Source organism: Billgrantia endophytica (assembly GCF_002879615.1).
Classification (GTDB): domain Bacteria; phylum Pseudomonadota; class Gammaproteobacteria; order Pseudomonadales; family Halomonadaceae; genus Halomonas; species Halomonas endophytica.
Window position 1 is genome coordinate 98676 of the sequence record NZ_PNRF01000037.1, and the last position, 23488, is coordinate 122163.

A 23488-nucleotide genomic window follows, 5' to 3' on the forward strand; every position below is an offset into this window, starting at 1 on the left:
TGCGCTCGATATCCTGGCTGGCCGGTTTATCCGACGCCGTGGTCGGAGACGACGGCAGCGGTAACGGTGATCTCCACCTTCAGGTCATCGGCGGGCATGGGCGCACAGACGCAGGTACGGGCCGGGGCATGGCCGGTGGGTACCCAGGCATCCCACACCGCATTCATGGCAGCGAAATCGTGTCCGTCCTTGAGGTAGATCGTGGCCGTCAGCAGGTGCTCCCGGTCGGAGCCGATCTCCTTGAGCAACTCATCGACCCGGGCGAGCATGCTCCCGGTCTGAGCGGTGATGTCCCCCTGGCGCGCCTCGGGGCCGGCGACCTGGCCACAGAGGTAGGCGATGCCGTTGTGAATGACGGAGCGGCTCATGCGAGCCTTGGTATCGTGTCGAATGATGGCCATGAATATCTCTCCCGATTCTGGATCCGAAGGCCCCATGATACCTTCCCATTGAGCGAATCACGCCATGATCGACCGTATGCCGGCACAGCCACAATACCGTGTACCGGTTGCCCGGCACGAAACCGAAGGTCGAGAAGCTGAACAGCGGCGCCTCGGGCGCAATGATCAGGGCGCCGCCGGTCAGTAACAGCCCCTGCCGGCGATGCGATAGAGACTGGATCAAGGCGACCCCACCATCCGGTGGGTCGCTCCGGCATGCGCAACGTGTGCCCGTGGCAGAGATATCAGGTGGCGTCACCACCGTTCTGCTCATTGCGCTCGGCGCGCGCCTGTGCCGCCGGCGAGGCCTTCAAGTGCCGGAAGGCCTCCATGATGTCCATGGGCAGCGGGAAGAAGATGGTGGAGGCGTTCTTGTTGCTCATGTCGCTCATGGTCTGAAGGTAGCGCAGCTGCAGTGCTGCCGAGTTCTCGGCCATGACATTGGCCGCCTCGACCAGCTTCCTGGAAGCCTGCAGCTCGCCTTCGGCGTGGATCACCTTGGCACGCCGCTCACGCTCGGCCTCGGCCTGACGGGCGATGGCACGGATCATGGTCTCGTTGAGATCGACATGCTTGATCTCGACGTTGACCACCTTGATCCCCCACCCCTCGGTCTGGGCATCGATGATCTCCTGGATGTCGGCATTGAGCTTGTCGCGCTCGGAGAGCATCTCGTCGAGATCATGCTTGCCGAGTACGGAGCGCAGCGTGGTCTGGGCCAGTTGGCTGGTGGCTATGGTGAAGTTCTCGACCTGGATGATCGCCCTCTCCGGGTCGACGACACGGAAGTAGAGCACCGCATTGACCTTGACGGTGACGTTGTCCTGGGAAATGACGTCCTGCTCCGGCACGTCCATGGTGATCACACGCAGGTCGACCACGCTCATCTGTTGGATACCGGGGATCACGATGATCAGCCCCGGCCCCTTCACCGCCTGGAAGCGGCCCAGGAAGAAGACCACCCCGCGCTTGTACTCGGGCAGGATGCGAATCGATGCCGCGATCAGCATGAACAGCAGCACGACCGGGACGAGATAGGTAATCATCATGAGCGACCTCCTTGAATGTAAGGCTATGTGGTATCCGATACGTCAAGCAGCCAGCTCAGGTATCGATGGGCTGGACCACCAGGGTCAACCCCTCGACGGCCACTACCCTGACGACCTGATTCTTGTGCAGCGGGCCGGTACCGCGGGCATTCCATCTCTCCCCCATCACGAGAACATGGCCGTGGCCTTCGAAATTCTCGAGCACTCGCCCTTGGCTCCCGACCAATTGCTCGTGGCCGGTCCTGGCCGGCCGTCGGCGCAACCCCATGAAGCGCGTCAATGTCCACAGCATGAAGCCCGCCGCCAAGGCTGCGATACCGCCGATCATCGGCAGCGATATTCTCAGGTTGTCCGCATCCATCAGCATCACCGATCCGATGACGAAGGCAACGATGCCGCCCATGCCCAGGATGCCGAAACTGGGCATGAAGGCTTCACCCACGATCAGCGCCAACCCCACCAGAATCAATGCCAGACCCGCATAATTGATCGGCAGCAACTGGAAGGCGAAGAGTGCCAGCAATAGCGAGATGACCCCGATCGTGCCGGGTATCAGGCTGCCCGGGTTGGACAATTCGAAGATCAACCCATAGAACCCGATGATCATCAGGAAGTAGGCGACATTCGGGTTGGTGATCACCTGGAGGAACTGGGTCCGCCAATCGGGATCGAAGCGTTCGATCACCAGGTCCGCCGTGTCCAGGGTTCGCTCGCCGCGCTCCATGACCACCTCACGGCCATCGATCTGTGCCAATAGATCCTCGACATCGGTGGCCACCACATCGATCACGTTTATTTCCAGCGCTTCACGGGCGGTCAGATTGACGGCCTCGCGCACGGCTTCCTCGGCCCAGTCGGCGTTGCGACCGTGGCGCTCGGCGAGCCCGCGGATATAGTAGACGGCATCCTCGAGAACCTTGCGCTCCATGGCGGTCTCGCCGCGTCGGCGCGTGTCGGCCTCCTCGCGAGGCGGCTCATCATCGGCCGCCTCGCCGTTGCCGTTGCCGTTGCCGTTGCCGTTGCCAGTTTCTTCTCCGTTGGCATCGTCTGCGCCACCATGGGATTCGTCCCCCTCCTCGGCCCTGGCGTCTTCGTTATCCTCATCGGGATCGTCCATGCCCGGGAAACCGCCGCCCATCTGGACCGGCGTGGCCGACCCCAGATGGGTGGCGGGCGCCATGGCGGCAACGTGGCTGGCATAAAGCAGGTAGGTGCCCGCACTGGCGGCCCGGGAGCCGCTGGGAGACACATAGATCGCTATGGGCACGGGCGACGTGAGCATGGCGCGGATCATGCTGCGCATGGAAGCATCCAGCCCGCCCGGTGTGTCCATCTGCACCACGACGATCTCCGCCTCCTGTTCGGCGGCACTTCGCAAGCCACGCTGGAAGTAATCACCGGTAGCCGGCCCAATCGCACCATCTATGGTCATCACTATTGCGATGCGTTCGTCCTGCTGGGCGTTGGCCTGCCATGCCAACAGCCCGCCCAGGACCAGACACAGCAGGCTCGACAGCAGCAAGAAGCGATGAAAGAGGGCGACACGACGTACGCTCATGATGACCTTTCCTTCCGAAGCGGCAGCTATCCCAGGAGCATCGCCGCTGCTGTTGGTTCAGCATTGTCTTATCCCAGCCTAGCAGGCTCGGCGTCCTGATGCCGTTCTATCCCGCGATCCCCTGACTATCCAGACACTTCGCTGGCCCGGCAATTCCAAAAGCCTGTCTCGCTCGAACGCCGCCTTGGCGCAGCCGGGTATCGGCATTCCGGCTCGGTGCGAACTGGTGATCGACAGCGTTTGTCATCATGCTGTGAGAGGGTATTTACAAATTACTGCGCAAGGAAACTGCCGATGCCGGCCCGACCATTTGCTGTCGTCATCCCTTTCGCCCTGCTGCTTGCCGCACCGTTGCAGGCGACACCCAGGCCTGGCGACTGGGAAGGCGTGCTGGACGAGGCGCGTGGTCAGACCGTCTATTGGAGCGCCTGGGCCGGGGACACACGTACCAACCGTTATATCGAGTGGATCAATCACCGCATGCGGGAGCTGCATGACGTGGAAGTGGTCCATGTGAAGCTGGACGACACCGGTACGGCGGTTTCGCGGGTCCTGGCCGAGAGACAGGCAGGCAATCTCGACGACGGCAGCATCGACCTGATCTGGCTCAACGGCGAGAATTTCGCCGCCATGCGGGCCAATGACCTTCTGTTCGGTCCCTTCGCCGACTCCCTGCCCCACTTCGCCCTGACTTTCCCCGACCATAACCCGGAAGTGCTGACGGACTTCACCCTGCCCACCGAGGGCTACGAGTCTCCCTGGGGAAAGGCACAGATCACGTTCTACTATGACAGTGCCGATATCGAGGATACGCCTCCGGAAAGCATCGAGGCGCTCCTCGGCTGGGCCAAGGCCAATCCGGGACGCTTCACCTATCCTCGTATTCCCGATTTCACCGGCAGCACCTTTCTCAAGCAGGCCCTGATCGCCCTGGCCGAGGATACCGATGCGCTCTATTCGCACGCGGAGGAGAGTGACTTCGAGGCAGTCACCGAGCCGCTTTGGAATTATCTGGACGAGCTGCACCCGCACCTTTGGCGGCGCGGCAGGCAGTTTCCCGCCAATGGCCCGGGCATGCTAAGGCTGGTCGGCGACGGCGAACTCTCCCTGGCCTTCACCTTCAACCCCTCGGAACCCGCCGCCGCCGTGGCCGATTTCGAACTGCCGGCGAGCACACGCAGCTATGTACTCGATGGCGGTACTCTGGGGAACGTGCATTTCGTGGCCATTCCCTTCAACTCGCCCAACAAGGCCGGCGCCCTGGTGGTCGCCGATTTCCTGCTTTCTCCCGAGGCACAGGCCCACAAGCAGGACCTGGCCGTGTGGGGCGACCCGACGGTTCTCGACCTGACCCGCGTCGACGAAGCGACCCGCGCCCTGTTCACCCCGGAGGAAGAGAACCCCGCCATGCTGCCGCCCGGCGCCCTGGAGACCACCCTGGCCGAACCCCACCCCAGTTGGATGGGCGCCCTGCAGCGGGCGTGGCAAGTTCGGTATGTGGGTAACTGAGCCATGGCGCCCCGTCCCGAACGTGGCCTGGCGTGATGTTGCGCCTCGCCCCGGTCCTGATCGTCACACTGCTGGTCGGCCCCATCCTCGCCGGCCTGGCCATGGCCGTGCTGCCCGCCTTCGGCTACCTGCCGGCCCTGGGTGGGACCGGGTTCGGCCTGGAGCCCTGGCGCGATCTGTTCAGCCAGCCCGGGCTGGCGCGTTCGGTCACCGTCAGTTTCGCCAGCGGCCTGTTCACCACGGCGGTATCGCTGTCAGTGGTACTGCTGTTTCTGGCGGGAGCCTCGGGGAGCCGGCTGGATCGCTGGATTCTCCGCATGGTCTCGCCGCTGTTGTCGATCCCGCACGCGGCGGCCGCCTTCGGCCTGGCCTTCCTGATCGCTCCGTCGGGCCTGCTCTCTCGACTGATCTCGCCTGGGCTGACCGGGTGGGAGCGCCCGCCCGATGCGTTGACCGTTCAGGACCCCTGGGGCCTGTCCCTGATGGCCGGGCTGATCGTCAAGGAGATCCCTTTTCTGCTGCTGATGAGCCTGGCCGCCCTGCCCCAGCTCGACCCCGACCGACGCGTGGCCATGGCCCGCTCGCTGGGCTACCGGCCGGCCATCGCCTGGCTCAAGGTGGTGGCACCGGCGCTCTACCCCCTGATTCGCCTGCCGGTGTATGCGGTGATCGCCTATGCCACCTCGGTGGTCGACGTGGCGCTGATCCTCGGCCCTACCCTACCGCCGACACTCGGCGTATCGATCCTGACCTGGTTCAACGACCCTGACTTGAGCCGGCGCTTCATGGCCTCGGCCGGTGCCGTGCTGCAGCTCGGGGTGACCGCATCGGCATTGGTGGCCTGGTGGTGTGTGGAGCGTCTCGCCGCCCGGCTGGGGAGAGGCTGGATCGATCGTGGCGGGCGCCGGCAGGGCGAGTCATCGCTGCGCCTGGCTGGCCAGGGGCTGATCCTTGTGGCATGCCTGACAGCCTTCGTGGGCCTCGGTGCCCTGGCACTCAACTCCATGGCCGGCTTCTGGCGCTTTCCCGATGCCCTGCCCCAGGGCTTCACCACGATACACTGGATGCGCGCCCTGCCCTCACTGACAGGCCCTGTGGCCTCGACAGCCGTTATCGCCGTGATCTCGACGTCGATCGCCCTGGCCCTGGTGTTGGCGGCCCTGGAAAACGAACAGCGTACACGCCGCCACCCGACCCGGGGGCGGCTGTTTTCCGCGCTGGGGCTGCTCTACCTGCCGCTGATCGTGCCGCAGATCGCCTTCCTGTCCGGCCTGGTAGTGGTCATGGAGTCCCTGGGCGGCCGCCCCCGGCTCGGTCTTGTCGTCTTCGGCCACCTGCTGTTCGTGCTGCCCTATGTGTTCCTGTCGCTGTCGGAAGCGTACCGGCGCCTCGATCCACGCTGGTCGCAGCTGGCACTCACGCTGGGCACCTCGCGCCACGCCGCCTTCTGGCGCATGCGGCTACCGATGCTGCTGGCGCCGATCCTGACCGCCATGGCGGTGGGCCTGGCAGTGAGTGTCGGACAGTACCTTCCCACCCAGTTGCTTGGCGCCGGGCGCGTATCCACGGTGACCACCGAGGCAGTGGCCCTGGCTTCCGGTGGCAACCGACGGGTCATCGGGGTCTGGGCGCTGGTTCAGGCCGGCCTGCCGTTGCTGGGGTTCATCATTGCCGTTGGGTTGCCCCGGCTGATCTGGTCCAGACGACGTGGCATGCGGGGAGCGTCATGACACAACACCATCTCGAGATCGACGATCTGCGTATCACCCTGGAAGACGCGCCGCTGCTGGAACTCGATGCGCATATCGGTCCCGGGGAGGTGCTGGCCGTGATGGGGCCGTCGGGTTCGGGCAAGTCGACCCTCCTGGCCTGGCTGGCGGGTTTCCTGACGCCCGACTTCCAGGCCAGCGGCCGGATCCTGCTCGATGGACGGGACATTACCCTCCTCCCGGCGGAGCGAAGAGGTATCGGGCTGCTGTTCCAGGATCCGCTGCTGTTTCCGCATTTGTCGGTGGCCGGCAACCTGCGCTTCGGTATTCCCCGCGCCATTCCCGACAAACTGGAGCGGGCCGAAGCAGCATTGAAGCAAGTCGGGCTATCGGGTTTCGGCCATCGCGACCCGGCAACGCTTTCCGGCGGGCAGAAGGCCCGCGTCGCGCTGATGCGGCTGCTGCTCTCGGAACCCCGTGCCGTCCTGCTCGACGAGCCCTTCTCCAGGCTCGATATCCACTTGCGCCAGGAGATGCGTCAACTGGTCTTCGATCGCTTGTACGAGGCCGGCCTGCCCAGCCTGCTCGTCACCCATGACCGGGAGGACGCCGAGGCTGCCGGCGGCCCGATCATCGACCTGACAGGACAGTGACTCGCGTCCCGAGTCACTGCTCCGACACCGGGAAGGCCTCTCGAGGAGAGCCACCAGCGCTATGCGTCCAGCAGCTCGGCTTCGTACTTGCCACGATGCCGATACGTGTAGTCGATCAGCCGCTGCAGCGGCAGCGGCCCCGGCAAGGGATAGCGCGCCTTGATCTTCTGCCTGGTCTCGATGTAGTAGCGGCCCAGCGAGCCGAAATCCCGCGGGTGCAGGTCCTCACTGACGCCGATGAACTGACCCTGTTTGCGGGCCCGCTCCAGCACCTGCTTCCAGCGGTCGATCTGAGGAAAGCCCACCGCCTCGACGCCGTTGTTGAACAGCATCAGGTTGATCTCGTCGAAGGGATCGCGGGAGTCGAGATAGGACTCGATGGTATCCACCGAGGGGTCCATGTTGAATTTCATCCAGAACGGCACCGAGCCCGTGCGCAGGGCCCAATAGGGCTCGAGCATGATGAAGGATTCGACCAGTACGCGGTTGGCTTTCAGGCCGCGCTCGCGGTACCAGTCACGGTAGAAATCGGCCACCAGTGGACTGATGTCATCGGGCTCGGTGAATACCAGGCGCTTGACCTTGTAGCCGCGCCGAGCGGCGAAGCGAAGGATATCGTCCCGCAGCGCCTCTTCGAAGCCCCATTCGGCTTCGGGACTTTCACCATCGGGCTCTGGCGAGGGCCAGCGCCGAACCGACGAGTCATAGCGCTCGAGGTACTCCTCGACCCGCTCACTGCCATGCAGGAACTCCTCCTCGGTGGCGCCCCCCAGCGCTCCGTGCTGGAAGAAGTGGCGCTCGCCAATGCGGGTCGTCGGCCATTTGCGCTGACACTCCGTGACCAGGATGGTGCCCCCCGCCTCCAGGTTCGCCTCGAGAAAGCGCTCGTAGGCTCTGCCCAGCGTCAGCCGCTTGACCCGGAAATAGTCCATGTACTCCACCATGAGGCGGTCCTGATTGCCGTCGTGCATGTGGTGCAGTTGAAGATCCGGATTGGCCTCCAGTAGCCTGGGGCCGTAGCGCCGCCCGAACTCCATGGCATCCACCGGATCGTCGTTGTCACCGGACAGGTGGCGTACGGGAACGAAGAAGGTCTGCGGCAGCCAAGGGATGTCGAAGGCTGCCGAGAGATGGGTCAGGGCACCGCTGGCCGAGCCGATCATGACAGCCTGGTAGCGGCGCTGGGGATAGCGTGCCGTGATCCATTCCGCGACCTTTTCGGCATCGACCTGGTCGAGCTTTCCGGGCGCGTGCCCCTCTGTCACGCCGCCAATGGCATACACTTGCTCGCGGGCCGCTTGCGGCAACAGGTTGGCACTCTGCACGAACCAGCCCATGGCATGTCCCTTGCCCAGGGCAGGAAAGTCCTGGCCGTGCAGATAGTTGGATGTGGCACGCAGCATGCCGGTAGCGGAATCGAAGTCGGCAATGTAGGAAGGGGAACTTGGTCGCATGAGAGACTCCTATCTCCAGTCGTGTTCCGGGCTCCAGTCGTGTTCCGGGGCGAGCGACCTCCTGTCGCTCGCAGGTGCGAGTCGATGTCAGGCTCGTCGGTGGCAAGCGTACAAGGCCAGCGGCAACGCCACCGCAAGACCCAGAACCAGAGCCAGCCCCTTCCTGCCACCGCTCGGGCTACCATACCCGCGCTCGATCCAGCCGCCATGAACGGCGCCATCGCCGCGGGAGTCGAACAGGTTGCCCGAACCGGGCTCGATGGGGAGTTCCTGGATGAAGTGGTCGCTGTTTACCTTGCGCTCCATCATCTTCTCACCAAGCGGCGGTGCCAGCGTGCGTATCGCGGCCACCAGGCGCCCCGAGTTGCCGACGAAGTGCTCGCGCATGCGATACCTGGCCGCATGCACGATGGCGGCCGCCACCTTTTCGGGCGGATAGATGGGGGTCATCGCCTTGGCTGACTGCCCCACATAATTGGCCGCTCGTTGGAACAGCGGAGTATCGATCGAGGCCGGCAGGATGGTGGAGACATGGATGTCCGGCGCGTCGGCAAGCTCCATGCGCAGGCACTCCGACAGGCCGCGGATGCCCCATTTGGAGGTCACGTAGGCGCTGGTGAAGGGCTGACCGGCATGCGCCACCATCGAGGAGACATTGATCAACCGTCCGTGGCCCTGATCGCGAAACTGGCGAATCGCCGCCCGGGCACCGTTGACACAGCCCAGCAGGTTGGTCTGGATCACCTTTTCGTAGGCGTCGCGAGGCGTTTCCTCCAGCCGTCCGAACAGCGTCACGGCGGCATTGTTGACCCAGATGTCAAGACGACCGTAGCGCTCCACCGCCGTGTCGCAGAGCCGATCGACCTGCTCGGCTTCGCCGACATCGGTGGGCACGACGATACCGCAACCCCCGAGCCGCTCGCACTCCTGCAACGCATCCTTCAACGCCTCCTCTCGCCTTGCGGCCAACACCAGCGTGGCCCCCGCACGGGCAAAGGCGTGCGCCGTGGCTCGGCCGATACCACTCGAGGCACCGGTTACCACCACGACGGCGTCGCGCAACTGATTGCGCATCATGACCTACCTCCTTGGAAAGATTCCTTCAAGGCCTTTTGAAGCTGCCTGATGCAGCCCATGCGTTCACGACAACCCTTCTCTTTATTATAAAAATTTCACATAAACATGCCCTTGATTAGAAATACCCATCTTCTTACGATTTCCTGCCCAACTTAATTCCTATCCATCATCAGCCCGTTTCTGCTAGAGCAGAAAAGCACGGCGCCGATTAGCTCCATGATTCATCGTTTCACTGGCACATTTTGTAACTGAAACCCTCCGAACCAGCAGCCAACATGCAAGTCAATATGGCACAGCCCATGCCGGACGACAGTGACGATGGGTTAAGGAACCCTTCATTTGAGTAAGCCCGTCACGACAACCGGTTACGTTGAGGACGTAGTGGGTATCGGCTTCGCTGCGTGGAGTTTACGCAGGTTATGTAAGCGACTTTCTTCACCGTAGTAGCCTCAATCGTCTATACCTTATTGCAGTGCCGTATTTTAGTGCTCCGTCCTATGCATTTTCTTTTGAAGTCAGGAAAGCTACGCAGGGTTCGTTATAGAAAGGACAGAAAATTGCGACATAAAGCATTGTTAACAATGCCATTACAGGGAGGTCTTATGCCATGGGAAATGTGGCATTAAAGGGTATCGATTCTGATACGACGACTGACAGTCCAGGCCGGGCGATCACGATTCCAACTGACAGCCTGACGCTCGACAAGCCTGACCATGACACCCGTGAGCCACCCGCACCGGCCTCTTCGGGATATCCGTCTCAGCGCATTCTGTTCGTGACCGCCGAGATCGCCGACTTCGTCAAGGTCGGTGGGCTCGGTGACGTTTCTTCAGCGCTTCCTCGGGCGTTGGCGGCCCATCACGACATTCGTGTCCTCATCCCGGCCTATCGGGAGGTGCGTGATTCGGCGCTCAAGATCCGCCGCGTCGGCCATCTACCGGCGTATGCCGATCTGCCGGCCTGCGAGATCGGCGAGGTGACCTGCGCCGATGGTCTGGTGATCTACGTGCTGCTCTGCTCCGAGCTTTACGAACGCGCGGGCGGCCCCTACGGCACCGGCCCCGGGGGCTATGGCAGCGATGGCTGGGAAGACAACGATATCCGTTTCGCCCGGCTGTCACTGGCCGCAGCCGAGATTGCCGCCGGTCACGCCGGGCTCGAATGGTGTCCGCAGTTGCTGCATCTCAACGATTGGGCCTGTGGCCTGGCACCGGCCTACCTGCATTGGCAGGGACACAACGTGCCCAGCGTCTTCACCATCCATAACCTGGCCTACCAGGGTCTGTACGATGCGTCACGCTGCGCTGCCCTGGGTATCCTCGATTCGGCGTTCCACATCGAAGGGGTCGAATACTATGGCAAGCTCTCCTTCATGAAGGCGGGTATCACCTACGCCTCCCACGTCACCACTGTCAGCGCGACCTATGCCCAGGAAATCACCACGCCGGAGTTCGGCTGTGGCCTCGACGGCCTGCTACGCTGCAAGGCGCAGCAGGGCCGGCTGAGCGGCATCCCCAATGGCATCGACGACTCCTGGGACCCGCGTACCGACGCCCATCTGGTTCAGGCCTTCTCGGCCAACGACTGGCGCGGCAAACGGGCCAACGCCGAGTACGTACGCCATCGTTTCGGCCTTGCCACAAGCGCTGGCCCGCTGTTCGCCATGGTCTCGCGCATGGTGCACCAGAAGGGAGTGGACCTGGTCATCGAGGCGGCAGCGAGCATTGTCCAGGCCGGTGGGCAGCTGGTTTTCATCGGCAGCGGCGAACGCCGCGTGGAGATTCAACTGGACCGGCTGGCAGAGCGGTATCCCGGCGCCGTGGGCGTGTATGTCGGGTTCGATGAGGACGAAGCCCGCTGCATCTACGCCGGCAGTGACTTCCTGCTGATGCCGTCGCGCTTCGAGCCATGCGGCCTCAGCCAGATGTACGCCCAGCGTTTCGGTTCGCTGCCCATCGCCCACCGCACCGGGGGTCTAGCCGATACCATCGAGGATGGCGTTACCGGCTTCCTGTTCGATGAGGTCCACCTGGCCAGCTTCATGCAGGCGATCCAGCAGGCCTTTCTGGTCTACCGCTCCACCGAGCTGTTCCATGCCATGCGCCGGGCAGCCATGACCGGGCGCTACCACTGGCGCCAATCGATTGCGCCCTATACGCAGCTCTATCAGCGTATCAGCGAAGAGGCTGGGATCGAGGCCCAGGCAGCAGGATGAACGAAGCTCGGCGTTTCCAGTACAGCTTCGGGGCCCAGGTGATCGGCCCCGAATGGACCCGCTTCTCGCTGTGGGCGCCGAGCGCCGGCCGAGTCGACCTCGAGGTGGAAGGGTTGGCACCCGGTATCATGACCCATGTAGGCGAAGGACACTTCATCGGTGAGGCGGCATGCGATCACGGTGCCCGCTACCGCTATCGCGTATTCCTCGATGACGCTCCCGGGGGCGTCGCCATTCCCGACCCCGCCTCCCGTGCTCAGGCGGAAGGCATCGAGGGGCCGAGTCTGGTCGTCGACCCCAGTCGTCACACCTGGCGGCATACCGACTGGCGGGGCCGGCCCTGGCACGAAACGGTACTCTACGAGCTGCACCTGGGCACCCTGGGCGGCCTGGATGCGGCACGCCAGCATCTGTCCTACCTGGCCGAACTCGGCGTCACGGCAGTCGAACTGATGCCGGTGGCGGCATTTCCCGGCACGCGCAACTGGGGTTACGACGGCGTGTTGCCCTATGCCGTGGATGAGGCTTACGGCGGCCCGGACGCGCTCAAGGCGTTCATCGATGCCGCCCATGGCCTGGGGCTGATGGTCTTTCTCGATGTGGTCTACAACCACTTCGGGCCGGATGGCAACCATCTGCCACGCTACGCCCAGGCATTCTTCCGCCACGACCAGCACACGCCCTGGGGGGCGGCCATTGATTTCCGCCACACCAGGGTGCGCCGCTTCTTCATCGAGAACGCCCTGATGTGGCTCGATGAGTACCGCCTGGACGGCCTGCGCTTCGATGCGGTCCACGCTATCAGCGAGCGCGACTTCCTGGTCGAGCTGGCCGAAACGCTGCGCAGCCACATCGATTCGCGGCGCTACGTTCATTTGGTACTGGAAAACGAGCACAACGACGCCGGGCTGCTCGACTCCGGGCACTTCACCGCCCAGTGGAACGACGACTGGCACAACGTGATGCATGTGCTGCTCACCGACGAGAGCGAAGGCTATTACGCTGACTTCGCCCTCGCCCCGACACAAAAGCTGGTGCGCTGCCTTGGAGAAGGGTTCATCTACCAGGGTGAAGCCACCCGCCAGGGCACCCCGCGCGGTACACCGAGCTCACACCTGCCGCCGAGCGCCTTCGTCGCTTTCCTGCAGAACCACGACCAGGTGGGCAACCGCGCGCTCGGCGAGCGTCTGAGCCTGCTGGCCGAGCCCGACACCTTGAAGGCTGCCACGCTGTTGCTGCTGCTCTCGCCCATGGTGCCGCTGCTGTTCATGGGCGAGGAGTGGGCCAGCGAGCGTCCCTTTCTGTTCTTCACCGACCATCGCGACGAACTGGCCGAAGCGGTGCGCAAGGGTCGCCGCGCGGAGTTCGCCGAATTCCATGCTTTCCAGAACCCGGCCAGGCGCGAGGCCATTCCCGACCCCAATGCGGCGGCGACCTTCGAGGCTTCGCGGCCCGACTTCGAGGCCCGCACCAGGCCTCACCACGCCGACTGGTTGGCAGACGTACGTCGCCTGCTGGCGATTCGCCACGCCGAGATCATGCCACGCCTCGACGGTGCCATCGCCCTTGGTGCCGAGGCGCTGGGCGAGCGGGCCGTCGTGGCCCGCTGGCGCATGAACGACGACACCTGGTTGGTCATCGCCATGAACCTGAGCGGGCAGCCGGCTCCCACCCAAGCTTTCGGCGTCGGCCGCTGCCTGTACCAGACCGGCAAGGGTGCCGCGGTATCGACCGAGAGCGGCAACCTGCCGGCACGCAGTGCCGTGGCCTGGCTGAGAGGCAAATCCGGCGACGAGGAGCTTTGCGCATGAGCGAGGCACGCCTGGAACGGCTGGCCGACGCCGTCGGTGTCATCACCGAGTGGGAAGACAGCGAAAGCCGCCCCTGTCGGCTCTCGGATGCCACCCTGCGCGATCTGCTGGCACGCCTCGGCTACCCGGCCGCCAGCGAGACCGAAATAGCCACCAGCCTGCAGCAGTTGAGCGGGCCAGCCACGCCGAGCGAATGGCCGCCGCTGGTCACCGCCGAACAGGGTACGAGCACGCCCATGCCATCGCCACTTCCCGCCGGAACCCGCTATGCACTGATCCGGGAAGACGGCGAACGCCAGGAGGGCGAGCTGGACGGCCTGGGTGAGCTGCCTCCCATTGCCGAGGCCGGTTATCACCGCCTGCATATCGAAGGCAGTGAAGTGACCCTGGCCGTTGCCCCACCGCGCTGCTACACCCTGGCCGATGCCCAGGGGAGCGAGACACCGCGTCTGTGGGGGCTGGCGGTACAGCTATACGCCCTGCGTCGCCCCGGTGACGGCGGCATCGGCGATACCCTGGCCCTGGCGCAATTCGCCCGGCATGCCGCACAGGCCGGCGCCGCTGCCCTGGCCGTGAGTCCAGTGCATGCCATGTTCAGCGCCGACGTCCATCAGTACAGCCCCTACTCGCCCTCGAGCCGTTTGCTTTACCACGTACTGCACTCAGCCCCCGAAGCGCTGCTCGGCGAGACGGCAGTGAACGCAGCCATCGCGCGCTGCCAGCTGGACGAGACGCTCACGCAGCTGGAGACGGACGAGTTGCTCGATTGGCCCCGTGCGGCACGCACGAAACTCACCTGGCTACGCGCACTCTACGACGATCTGAAACAGCGTAAAGACGACGAGTCGGCCGAGGCGCATCGCGCGTTGGCGACATTTCGTGAAGCCCGGGGGAACGTGCTGGAAACCCACTGCCGCTGCGAGGCGCTGCAGTCGCACCGGGGGGAGCGCGACTGGCGGCAGTGGCCCGCAGCGCTGCGCGACCCGAGCAGCCTCGAGGTGGCACGCTTCGCCGAGGCGCATGCGGATGACGTCGATTTCCACGTCTTCCTGCAGTGGCTGGCAAGTGAGGGGCTCGCCCGCGCCCAGGCCTCGGCCAGACACGCCGGCATGTCCGTCGGGCTGATCGCCGACCTGGCCGTGGGGGCCGATGCGGCAGGCAGCCAGGCCTGGAGCCGTCAGGCCGAGATGCTCGAAGGCCTGTCGATCGGCGCCCCGCCGGATACTTTCAACGTGCTGGGTCAGGATTGGGGGCTCATACCCTTCTCGCCCCAGGGCCTGGTGCGTTCGGGATTTCGCAGCTTCATCGACATGCTGCGTGCCGCTTTCGCTCACGCGGGGGGGGTACGCATCGACCACGTGCTCGGCCTGATGCGCCTGTGGCTGGTGCCCCACGGCGCCGCACCCACCGAAGGGGGCTACGTACGCTATCCGCTCGACGACCTGCTGAGGCTGGTGGCACTGGAATCCTGGCGCCACCGCGCTATCGTCATCGGTGAGGATTTGGGCACCGTCGCTCCCGGCTTTCGCGAACGCCTGGCCCATCACGGTATCCTCGGCATGCGTGTGCTGTGGTTCGAGCGCGACGACGGCGGCGACTTCCTGCCGCCAGCGCTATGGTCGCCCACTGCCATTGCCACGAGCTCGACCCACGACCTGCCCACGCTGGCCGGCTGGTGGGCCGGGCGCGATATCGTATGGCGCAGCCACCTCGGCCTGCTCGCCGAAGACCAGGATGCCGACAGCGAGCAGGCCGAGCGCCGCGGAGCGCGCGCTCGCCTGGCCCGGTCACTGGGGCTGCTGGATGCACAGGCGCCGACCAAGGCGCTGGACGCCGCCGACCTGCCCGTCTCACGGGTACTCGATGCCTGTGCGCACCGGCTGGGGCTCACTCCAGCACCGCTCGCCCTGCTACCGGTAGAGGACGCACTGGGCCTGGAAGAGCAGGCCAACCTGCCAGGCACTCTCGATGAGCATCCCAACTGGCGACGTCGCTGGGGGGACGACGCCAGCCATCTGCTGACCTCGAACGAGGCAAGACAGCGCCTGGCCACGCTGGACGAGGCGCGCCGGGAAGCGCATCACGACGCCAAGGGAGGGAGCCCCGGTGAATGATATCCGCGCCACCGTTCGCCTGCAGTTTCACCGCGGCTTCACTCTGGACGATGCCGCCGAGTGGGTCGGCTACTACGCCAGGCTCGGCATCAGCCATGTCTATGCGTCGCCGCTGCAGATGTCGCGTACCGGTTCGCCCCACGGCTACGACGGCATCGACCCGACCCGAATCGATCCGGAGCTCGGCGGCGAAGCGGCCCTCGAACGTCTGACAAGCCGGCTGCGGGCCCATGGCATGGGGCTGATCCTCGACATCGTGCCCAACCACATGGCGGTGGGCGGATCGCAGACCTCCTGGTGGCAGGACGTTCTCGCCTGGGGCCAAGAGAGTCCCTATGCCGAGTTCTTCGATATCGACTGGCATTCTCCCGACCCGCTCCTGGCCGGCAGGCTGTTATTACCCTTCCTCGGCAGCCCCTATGCCGACACGCTGTGTGGTGGCGAGCTCCTGTTACGCCACGAGCCGGCGGCGATGGACTTCCATGTGGCCTATCACGAGCATCGCTTTCCCATCGATCCGCGACGCCATGGCGACATCCTGCGCCTGGCCGAGTACGAGGCGCTGCGGGACCTGGCGCCACGCTTCGATGCCCTGCAGCAGCGTGAAGACGCCTATACCGCCGTTAACGACTGTCGCCATGAGCTACGCCAGGCGCTGGCGGAACCGGCCGCTCAACAGGCGCTGAGGCGAGCCCTGGCTCTGTTCGACGGCAGCACCGGGAGCGGCGCCATCCGCCTGCACGACCTGCTGGAGGGCCAGCGCTATCGCCTGGCCTGGTGGCGCACGGGGGCCGACGAGATCAATTGGCGGCGCTTCTTCGACATCAACGAACTCGGCGGACTGCGCATCGAACAGCCCGACGTCTTCGAAACGGTACACGCCCTGCCGCTGCGCCTGGTGGAACAGGGCTGGATCGACGGGCTGCGCATCGATCACATCGATGGCTTGGCCGACCCGCGTGGCTACTGCCACCGCCTGCGTGCCCGCCTGGGTCAGCTGCAGCAGCGTCGACCGGATGGTGTGGTGCGCCATGTGGCGATCTTCCTCGAGAAGATCCTTGCCGCCGACGAGACCCTGCATCGCGACTGGGGCGTGGACGGCACCACCGGCTACGAACTGATGAACGGGATCTCGGCCCTGCAGCACGACCCGGCCGGTGCCAAACCTCTACGCGACCTGTGGCGCGACGTGAGCGGGCGAACCGCCGACTTCCTCGACGAAGTGCGTCTGGCTCGGCGTGAGGTACTCGACAGCCTGTTGGCCAGCGAGTTCGAGGCCTGCACTCGTGCCCTGCACGCCATCGCCCGCCACTCTCTGGCGACCCGCGATGTCACCCTGGCGGCGGTGCGACGCGCGCTGGAAGCGCTGATCGTGCATTTCCCGGTCTACCGTACCTACGCCGATGACGGCGGCCGCCCAGAGCTCGATGCACCCTTTTTCGTCCAGGCCATGGCCGGCGCCCGGTGCGAGTTGAGCCCACCCGATGCCAGGGTACTGGAATCCCTCGAGCGCTGGCTGGGGGGCGAGGCGCCCGCCGATGTCGATGACCCCGAAGAGCGCGGGTTGCGCCGGCGGGCCATTGCGCGCTTTCAACAGCTCACGTCACCGGTGGCGGCAAAGGCCGTGGAGGACACCGCCGGCTACCGCTGCGCGCCGCTGATTTCGCGCAACGACGTGGGCTTCGATGGCGAACACTTCAGCCACACGCCACGGCAGTTCCACGACGCCAACGCCTGGCGGGCGCGCCACTTCCCCCATGGTCTGGTCGCGACCGCCACCCATGACCACAAGCGCGGTGAGGACGTGCGTGCCCGGCTGGCCGCACTGAGCGAGAACGCCACCGGCTTCGCCACCCGGGTCGAACGCTGGCGTGAACGGGCCGCGCCGCTGCGCCAATCGCTCGTCAGCGGGCCTGCCCCCTCCCCCGGCGACGAGCTGCTGCTCTATCAACTGTTGCTCGGGGCCTGGCCGCCGACGCTAGCCCGCCACGACGACGACGCCATGCATCGCTTCGCCGAGCGCCTCGCCCGGTGGCAGCGGAAGGCCCTGCGCGAAGCCAAGCTGCGCAGCCACTGGCTATGGCCCGACGAGGCCTACGAGACGGCCTGTCGCGACTACCTGCTGACGTTGCTCTCCTGCCCCGAGCTGTGCGAGGAGATCGAAGCGGCGGCGCGCGAGCTCGACCTGCCGGGTGCCCTCAACGGCTTGGTCCAGACGGCGCTGCGGCTGACCGTGCCCGGCATACCGGACCTCTACCAGGGCTGCGAGTTCTGGGACTACAGCCTGGTCGACCCCGACAACCGCCGCCCGGTCGATCACGACGCACGTCAGGCGACGCTCGATGAGCAGCGAGAGCCCATGGAGGCTCTGACCAACTGGCGGGACGGCGCCGTCAAACAGCTCCTGATCGCACGCCTGCTAGCGCTGCGGTGTTCCCATCGTGACCTCTTCATGCATGGCGACTACCGGGAATTGCCGCTCGCAGGCGAGCAGGCCGAGAGGTTGGTCGCCTTCTTGCGGCAGCATGCCGGCCAGCAGCTGCTGGTGGTGGTGCCGCGCCTGGCTACCGGCCTGCTGGCAGGTGCGAAACGACCCCAGGTACCACCGGCGCAGTGGGGCAACACCCGCTTGTCGATTTCCGACGAGCCGAACTGCATTTGGCAAAGCATGCTGTCCGGTACCACGCTGAGAGTGACCCACGAAAGCATCCCCGCCGGGGAGCTGCTGAGCGAGTTTCCCGTCGGCATCTATAGACGGGATATCCATAGGCAAAAGGAGAGCTAGGATGGCTGACGAAGAGCGCGTACGGAACCTGGCCCACAAGATCTGGGAATCGGAAGGTCGCCCCGAAGGACAGCAGCAACGTCACTGGGACATGGCACTGAGAATCATCACCGCAGGGAAAGAGGAGGGCATCGACACCGAATTCGAAGAGGTCGGCGAACCGGTGGAGGAGCCGCCGATTCTCGAGGAGGACCTGCCGCTGGAGGATGACGAGATCGGCATTCAGGAGAACCGGCTGCCGTTGGAGAGACCGGACGGCGAACCCGACTTCGACGAACTGCCCTACCGCGATGATCGCGACGTGGCACAGGACATTCCAGTGCAGGATCGCGCCAACCCGGGGCCCGCTCCGGCAGACCCTGAACCCACGGCGGCCTCTACCCGCCCGCTGCCGGCCGAGGAAGCAACGAGCACCGGTGCGCAGCATCAGGCCACCGCCAACCGAGGGGGACCGGACGCTCCGGCAATAGCCCCCGAGCCCGGCCCCGGGCCGCTCGAGCCCATGCCACCGGAGTCCGCCACGGCCAAGCGCGCCCGCAAGCCGCGCCGCGAAGACGACGGCTTGACCCGGCCCGACGCCACCGATACTTCCCAGGTGCCGGGGAAGACGGCCGAGCGCAGCAACAAGCGAGGAGCCGGGACGGGCGACAACGCGACGGAGCCGGGATCACCCACCGCCAAGAGCGGCAAGACCACGGGAGGCAGCAGCCGTGCAAAGCCTCGGAAGTGATTGAGGGGAGCGTGAACGACGCAGGGCGGGAATCCCGCAGCCATCAAGGACGATCATGACGATGAGCACGAGACGAGAGCCACAAGAGGGCGAGCCCGCCGTGACGGCCAACGAAATGCCCGGAGTGATCCGGCATTCGCGCGTGCGCGAAGGCTGGCCCTTCCCGCTGGGCGCGACCTGGGATGGACTGGGTGTGAATTTCGCCCTGTTCTCGGTCCACGCCACCAAGGTGGAGCTGTGCCTGTTCGACGAAAGCGGTACCCGAGAGGTGGAGCACATCGAGCTCCCCGAATATACCGACGAGGTATGGCACGGCTATCTGCCCGATGCCCGACCCGGCCAGCTATACGGCTATCGCGTTCATGGCCCCTATGCCCCGGAAGCGGGCCATCGCTTCAACCCCCACAAGCTGCTGCTCGACCCCTATGCCAAGCAGATCGTCGGTGACTTGACCTGGGACGAAGCGCTGTTCGGCTATACCATCGGCCACCCCGAAGGCGATCTCAGCTTCGATACCCGCGATAGCGCCTCCTTCATGCCGCGCTGCCGGGTGATCGATCCTGCCTTCACCTGGGGCCGCTCCCGCGGAATCCAGTTGCCCTGGGACCGCACCGTGATCTACGAAACCCACGTGCGCGGCTATACCATGCGCCACCCGGAGGTACCCGAGGCGCTGCGCGGTACCTTCTCGGGGCTGATGGTCAACGAAGTGGTCGACTATATCCGCTCGCTCGGGGTGTCGTCGGTGGAGCTGCTGCCGATCCATGCCTTCGTCGACGACCGGCACCTGCTCGAACGCGGGCTGCGCAACTATTGGGGCTACAACACCCTGGGCTTCTTCGCCCCCCACGCAGGCTACCTCACCGGCGATAACATCAACGAGCTCAAGCAGATGGTGGCCTGCTACCATGCCGCCGATCTCGAGGTGATCCTCGACGTGGTCTACAACCACACCGCCGAGGGCAACGAACTCGGCCCGACCCTGTCGCTCAAGGGCATCGACAACGCCTCCTACTATCGGCTGTTGCCCGAGGAGGCACGCTACTACATCGACGACACCGGTACCGGCAACACCCTCAACCTGAGCCACCCGCGGGTACTACAGATGGTGACCGACTCGCTGCGCTACTGGGCCACCGAGATGCGGATCGACGGCTTTCGCTTCGACCTGGCGACTATCCTGGGGCGCGAGCCCCACGGCTTCGACGAGGGCGGTGGCTTCCTCGACTCCTGCCGCCAGGACCCGATCCTGAGCCAGGTAAAGCTGATCGCCGAGCCTTGGGACTGCGGCCCCGGCGGATACCAGGTCGGAGGCTTCCCTCCAGGCTGGGCGGAATGGAACGACCGTTTCCGCGACACCACCCGCGCCTTCTGGCGCGGAGACGAGGGCCAGCTGGCCGAACTCGCTTCACGACTGATGGGCTCGGCTGATCTGTTCGACCGCCGCGGGCGCCGCCCCTTCGCCTCGGTCAACTTCGTCACCGCCCACGACGGCTTCACGCTGTATGATCTGGTGGCCTATGACGACAAGCACAACGAGGCCAACGGCGAGGACAACCAGGACGGCCACGACCACAACCTGTCGTGGAACCATGGCGAGGAGGGCCCCACCGCCGACCCGGAAATTCAGTCGCTGCGCCTGCGTCAGATCCGCAATCTCCTGGCCACCCTGCTGTTTTCCCAGGGCACACCGATGCTGCTCGCCGGCGACGAACTGCTGCGCACCCAGGGGGGCAACAACAACGCCTACTGCCAGGACAACGAGACCAGCTGGCTCGACTGGAACCTGAAGGGCGACGCCCACGACATGATCGAGACCGTGCGACGCCTCATCGAGCTGCGCCTTCGTTACCCCATCCTGCGCCGCGGTCGCTTCCTCTCCGGCGAGTACAACGAGGAGATGGGGCTCAGGGAAGTGACCTGGCTTGCCGCCGACGGCAGCGAGATGGACGTGGAGCGCTGGGAAGATCCGGCATCATGCAGCCTCGGGCTGCTGCTGGATGGGCGTGCCCGGCCCTCGGGCATTCGTCGCGTCGGCGATGATCGCTCACTGCTGATCCTGTTCAACGCCCACCATGAGCCGCTTTCCTTCCATCTGCCCGAGGTGCCTCGCGGCAACGGCTGGGTGTGCCGACTCGATACCAGCCAGACCCTGGAAATCGAACCCGCTCTCTGCCACTTCGGCGATAGCCGGACAGTAGAGGCTCGTTCACTGGTACTGCTCGAGTTATTCAGAGACCTCTCCGGGGCCACCGAAGCACGGGCATGAACCTGGCCGTTCCGAACGGCCATGGGGAGAATGACAACAGAGGAGCGCGAGATGAGTTCACCTCCGTATCCAGACCCCGGGAGCAGCCAGGCGCAAGAGCTGGTCCAAGGCGATGTCCTGGCCGCCATCCACGCACCGCGCATTGCCATCGAAGCCGTACAGCCATCGCTCGATCACGGACGATTCGCCGCCAAGGCCATCGTCGATGAGCCGGTCATCGTCACCGCGAACATCTTTGCCGACGGGCATGACGTGCTGGCAGCCGCCATTTGCTGGTACGACGATGAGGGCCGGCAGCATCGTGAACCCATGCACGCAGTGCAGCCGCGGGGACATGACATCTATCAGGGAAGCTTCACGCCCCACCGGGTGGGACGGCACGGCTTCATCATCGAGGCCTGGTGGGATATTTACGGCTCCTACCGCCACGAGCTCTCGAAGAAATACCAGGCGGGCATACCGGTCGGGCTCGAGCTGGAGGAGGGCCGGCGGATCATCGTCCAGGCCATCGAGTGCAATGAAGGCGAACTCAAGGAAGCACTTGAAGCCCTTCATGAGCGCTTCCAACGACTCGGGAACGAGGCCGAGCGGGTCTCATTGCTGCTCGATGGCGACACGGCGAAGCGGATGGAGGAAGCGGATGCCCGCCCACACCTGGTCCACAGTGACGTCCTCTATGCCCTGGATGTGGAGCGCCTCAAGGCGCGTTTCTCGAGCTGGTACGAACTCTTTCCCCGCTCGGAGACGGACACCCCGAATCGCCACGGCACTTTCCGAGATGTGCACAGGCGCCTTCCCATGATACGTGACATGGGCTTCGACGTGCTCTATTTCCCGCCCATTCACCCCGTCGGCCGCACACATCGCAAGGGACCCAACAATACGCTCGAAGCGGGACCGGACGACCCCGGCAGCCCCTATGCCATCGGCAGCGAGGAGGGAGGCCATGAAGCGCTTCATCCCGAACTGGGCACGCGAGAGGATTTCCGAAACCTGGTGCGGGTTGCCGCCGATCACGGCCTGGAAATCGCGCTGGACTTCGCCATCCAATGCTCGCCCGATCATCCCTGGCTCAGCGAGCACCCCGGCTGGTTCTCATGGCGCCCCGATGGGTCTATCCGCTACGCGGAGAACCCGCCCAAGAAATATCAGGATATCGTCAACGTCGACTTCTATGCCGAGGACGCGATTCCCTCGCTCTGGATCGAGCTACGAAACATCGTACAGGGCTGGATCGACGAAGGCGTGAAGATCTTTCGCGTCGACAATCCCCATACCAAGCCGCTGCCCTTCTGGGAGTGGTTGATCGCCGATATCCGCCGCCGCGACCCCTCGGTGATATTCCTTTCCGAAGCCTTCACCCGGCCAGCCATGATGCTGCGACTCGGCAAGCTGGGATTCACCCAAAGCTATACCTACTTCACGTGGCGCCATACCAAGCAAGAGCTGACGGAGTATTTCACCCAGTTGAACGAGTCACCGCTGCGGGAGGGGTACCGACCCAACTTCTTCGTCAACACACCGGACATCAACCCCTACTTTCTACAATCCTCCGGGCGGCCAGGCTTTCTGCAGCGCGCGGCCCTTGCTGCCCTGGGTGCGGGCTCATGGGGCATGTATTCCGGCTTCGAGCTGTGCGAGGGCGCACCGGTGCCGGGCAAGGAGGAGTATCTCGATTCGGAGAAGTACGAGATCCGGCCGCGCGACTATACCGCACCCGGCAACATCACCTACGAGATTGCCCAGCTCAACCGCATCCGCCGTGAGAACCCCGCCCTGCAGACCCACCTGGGCCTTGCCTTCTACACGGTGCACAACGAGAGAATCCTGCTCTTCGGCAAACGCACCGAAGCGCGGGACAACTTCATCCTCGCCGCCGTCAACCTGGACCCGTTCGAGGCTCAGGAAGGAGTTTTCGAGTTACCGCTGTGGGAGTTCGGGCTGCCTGACGACGCCACGCTCCAGGGGGAGGACCTGATGAGCGGACACCGCTGGACCTGGCATGGCAAGTGGCAATCGCTACGACTCGAGCCATGGCGGCAGCCGTTCGCCATCTGGCGCATTCGCCCGGTTCATCAGGCGCCAGCACGCATACCCAAATAGCGAAGAGGGCAA

15 protein-coding genes are annotated in these 23488 nt (G+C 64.8%); 10 read left to right on the forward strand and 5 right to left on the reverse strand.

The window, feature by feature from the left end:
* Positions 1–26: 26 nt before the first annotated feature.
* The 3 genes from C1H69_RS17885 to C1H69_RS17895 all read right to left on the reverse strand — a co-directional run bounded on the left by C1H69_RS17885 (position 27) and on the right by C1H69_RS17895 (position 3047).
* Complete coding sequence (locus C1H69_RS17885) at positions 27–401, reverse strand: RidA family protein (RefSeq protein ID WP_102654737.1); 375 nt, start codon at positions 399–401, stop codon at positions 27–29.
* A 284-nt stretch (positions 402–685) separates the two neighbouring features.
* Positions 686–1489, reverse strand: coding sequence for a slipin family protein (locus tag C1H69_RS17890; protein ID WP_102654738.1), 804 nt, complete (start codon positions 1487–1489; stop codon positions 686–688).
* Positions 1490–1544: 55 nt separating this feature from the next.
* The gene (locus C1H69_RS17895) at positions 1545–3047 is read right to left on the reverse strand and encodes an NfeD family protein (protein WP_102654739.1); all 1503 of its coding nucleotides are present in this window, start codon (positions 3045–3047) and stop codon (positions 1545–1547) included.
* A 294-nt stretch (positions 3048–3341) separates the two neighbouring features.
* On the opposite strand from C1H69_RS17895, the gene C1H69_RS17900 reads away from it, so the two are divergent.
* From C1H69_RS17900 to C1H69_RS17910, 3 genes are read left to right on the forward strand one after another with little or no spacing between them, the layout of a single operon-like run.
* Complete coding sequence (locus tag C1H69_RS17900; RefSeq protein WP_102654740.1) at positions 3342–4556, forward strand: ABC transporter substrate-binding protein; 1215 nt, start codon at positions 3342–3344, stop codon at positions 4554–4556.
* 35 nt (positions 4557–4591) lie between these two features.
* Positions 4592–6286, forward strand: a complete 1695-nt coding sequence (locus tag C1H69_RS17905; RefSeq protein ID WP_102654741.1) for an ABC transporter permease — start codon at positions 4592–4594, stop codon at positions 6284–6286.
* Positions 6283–6918, forward strand: coding sequence for an ATP-binding cassette domain-containing protein (locus C1H69_RS17910; RefSeq protein WP_205738536.1), 636 nt, complete (start codon positions 6283–6285; stop codon positions 6916–6918). The genes C1H69_RS17905 and C1H69_RS17910 overlap by 4 nt, the downstream gene beginning before the upstream one ends.
* 59 nt (positions 6919–6977) lie before the next feature.
* On the opposite strand, the gene C1H69_RS17915 is transcribed toward C1H69_RS17910, so the two are convergent.
* Both C1H69_RS17915 and C1H69_RS17920 read right to left on the reverse strand, forming a co-directional pair.
* Complete coding sequence (locus C1H69_RS17915; RefSeq protein ID WP_102654742.1) at positions 6978–8372, reverse strand: hypothetical protein; 1395 nt, start codon at positions 8370–8372, stop codon at positions 6978–6980.
* Positions 8373–8459: 87 nt separating this feature from the next.
* On the reverse strand, positions 8460–9449 hold the full coding sequence (locus C1H69_RS17920; RefSeq protein ID WP_102654743.1) for an SDR family oxidoreductase: 990 nt from the start codon (positions 9447–9449) through the stop codon (positions 8460–8462).
* A gap of 607 nt (positions 9450–10056) precedes the next feature.
* Here C1H69_RS17920 and glgA point away from each other — a divergent pair.
* The 7 genes from glgA to C1H69_RS17955 all read left to right on the forward strand — a co-directional run bounded on the left by glgA (position 10057) and on the right by C1H69_RS17955 (position 23476).
* Entirely contained in the window at positions 10057–11664 is a 1608-nt protein-coding gene (gene glgA, locus C1H69_RS17925; protein ID WP_102654744.1) for a glycogen synthase GlgA, read from the forward strand.
* A complete protein-coding gene (treZ, locus tag C1H69_RS17930; protein WP_102654745.1) occupies positions 11661–13475 on the forward strand; it encodes a malto-oligosyltrehalose trehalohydrolase in 1815 nt (604 codons plus the stop codon). The genes glgA and treZ overlap by 4 nt, the downstream gene beginning before the upstream one ends.
* Positions 13472–15589 carry a 4-alpha-glucanotransferase gene (gene malQ / locus C1H69_RS17935; protein ID WP_102654746.1) on the forward strand — a complete coding sequence of 706 codons (2118 nt, stop codon included), beginning with the start codon at positions 13472–13474 and terminating at the stop codon, positions 15587–15589. Before treZ ends, malQ begins: the two co-directional genes overlap by 4 nt.
* Positions 15582–18374, forward strand: a complete 2793-nt coding sequence (gene treY / locus C1H69_RS17940; protein ID WP_102654747.1) for a malto-oligosyltrehalose synthase — start codon at positions 15582–15584, stop codon at positions 18372–18374. Before malQ ends, treY begins: the two co-directional genes overlap by 8 nt.
* A gap of 1 nt (position 18375) precedes the next feature.
* Positions 18376–19104, forward strand: a complete 729-nt coding sequence (locus C1H69_RS17945; protein ID WP_102654748.1) for a DUF2934 domain-containing protein — start codon at positions 18376–18378, stop codon at positions 19102–19104.
* 61 nt (positions 19105–19165) lie between these two features.
* Positions 19166–21373 (forward strand): glycogen debranching protein GlgX, encoded by a 2208-nt coding sequence (gene glgX / locus C1H69_RS17950; protein ID WP_102654915.1) that lies wholly within the window; start codon positions 19166–19168, stop codon positions 21371–21373.
* A gap of 51 nt (positions 21374–21424) precedes the next feature.
* On the forward strand, positions 21425–23476 hold the full coding sequence (locus tag C1H69_RS17955) for an alpha-1,4-glucan--maltose-1-phosphate maltosyltransferase (protein ID WP_102654749.1): 2052 nt from the start codon (positions 21425–21427) through the stop codon (positions 23474–23476).
* Positions 23477–23488 lie beyond the last annotated feature (12 nt).

Bases quoted from the DNA above. Each gene is read 5' to 3' on its own strand.
- C1H69_RS17885 (WP_102654737.1), bottom strand. From the start codon at position 401: ATGGCCATCATTCGACACGATACCAAGGCTCGCATGAGCCGCTCCGTC.
- C1H69_RS17890 (WP_102654738.1), bottom strand. From the start codon at position 1,489: ATGATGATTACCTATCTCGTCCCGGTCGTGCTGCTGTTCATGCTGATC.
- C1H69_RS17895 (WP_102654739.1), bottom strand. From the start codon at position 3,047: ATGAGCGTACGTCGTGTCGCCCTCTTTCATCGCTTCTTGCTGCTGTCG.
- C1H69_RS17900 (WP_102654740.1), top strand. From the start codon at position 3,342: ATGCCGGCCCGACCATTTGCTGTCGTCATCCCTTTCGCCCTGCTGCTT.
- C1H69_RS17905 (WP_102654741.1), top strand. From the start codon at position 4,592: ATGTTGCGCCTCGCCCCGGTCCTGATCGTCACACTGCTGGTCGGCCCC.
- C1H69_RS17910 (WP_205738536.1), top strand. From the start codon at position 6,283: ATGACACAACACCATCTCGAGATCGACGATCTGCGTATCACCCTGGAA.
- C1H69_RS17915 (WP_102654742.1), bottom strand. From the start codon at position 8,372: ATGCGACCAAGTTCCCCTTCCTACATTGCCGACTTCGATTCCGCTACC.
- C1H69_RS17920 (WP_102654743.1), bottom strand. From the start codon at position 9,449: ATGATGCGCAATCAGTTGCGCGACGCCGTCGTGGTGGTAACCGGTGCC.
- glgA (WP_102654744.1), top strand. From the start codon at position 10,057: ATGGGAAATGTGGCATTAAAGGGTATCGATTCTGATACGACGACTGAC.
- treZ (WP_102654745.1), top strand. From the start codon at position 11,661: ATGAACGAAGCTCGGCGTTTCCAGTACAGCTTCGGGGCCCAGGTGATC.
- malQ (WP_102654746.1), top strand. From the start codon at position 13,472: ATGAGCGAGGCACGCCTGGAACGGCTGGCCGACGCCGTCGGTGTCATC.
- C1H69_RS17945 (WP_102654748.1), top strand. From the start codon at position 18,376: ATGGCTGACGAAGAGCGCGTACGGAACCTGGCCCACAAGATCTGGGAA.
- glgX (WP_102654915.1), top strand. From the start codon at position 19,166: ATGAGCACGAGACGAGAGCCACAAGAGGGCGAGCCCGCCGTGACGGCC.
- C1H69_RS17955 (WP_102654749.1), top strand. From the start codon at position 21,425: ATGAGTTCACCTCCGTATCCAGACCCCGGGAGCAGCCAGGCGCAAGAG.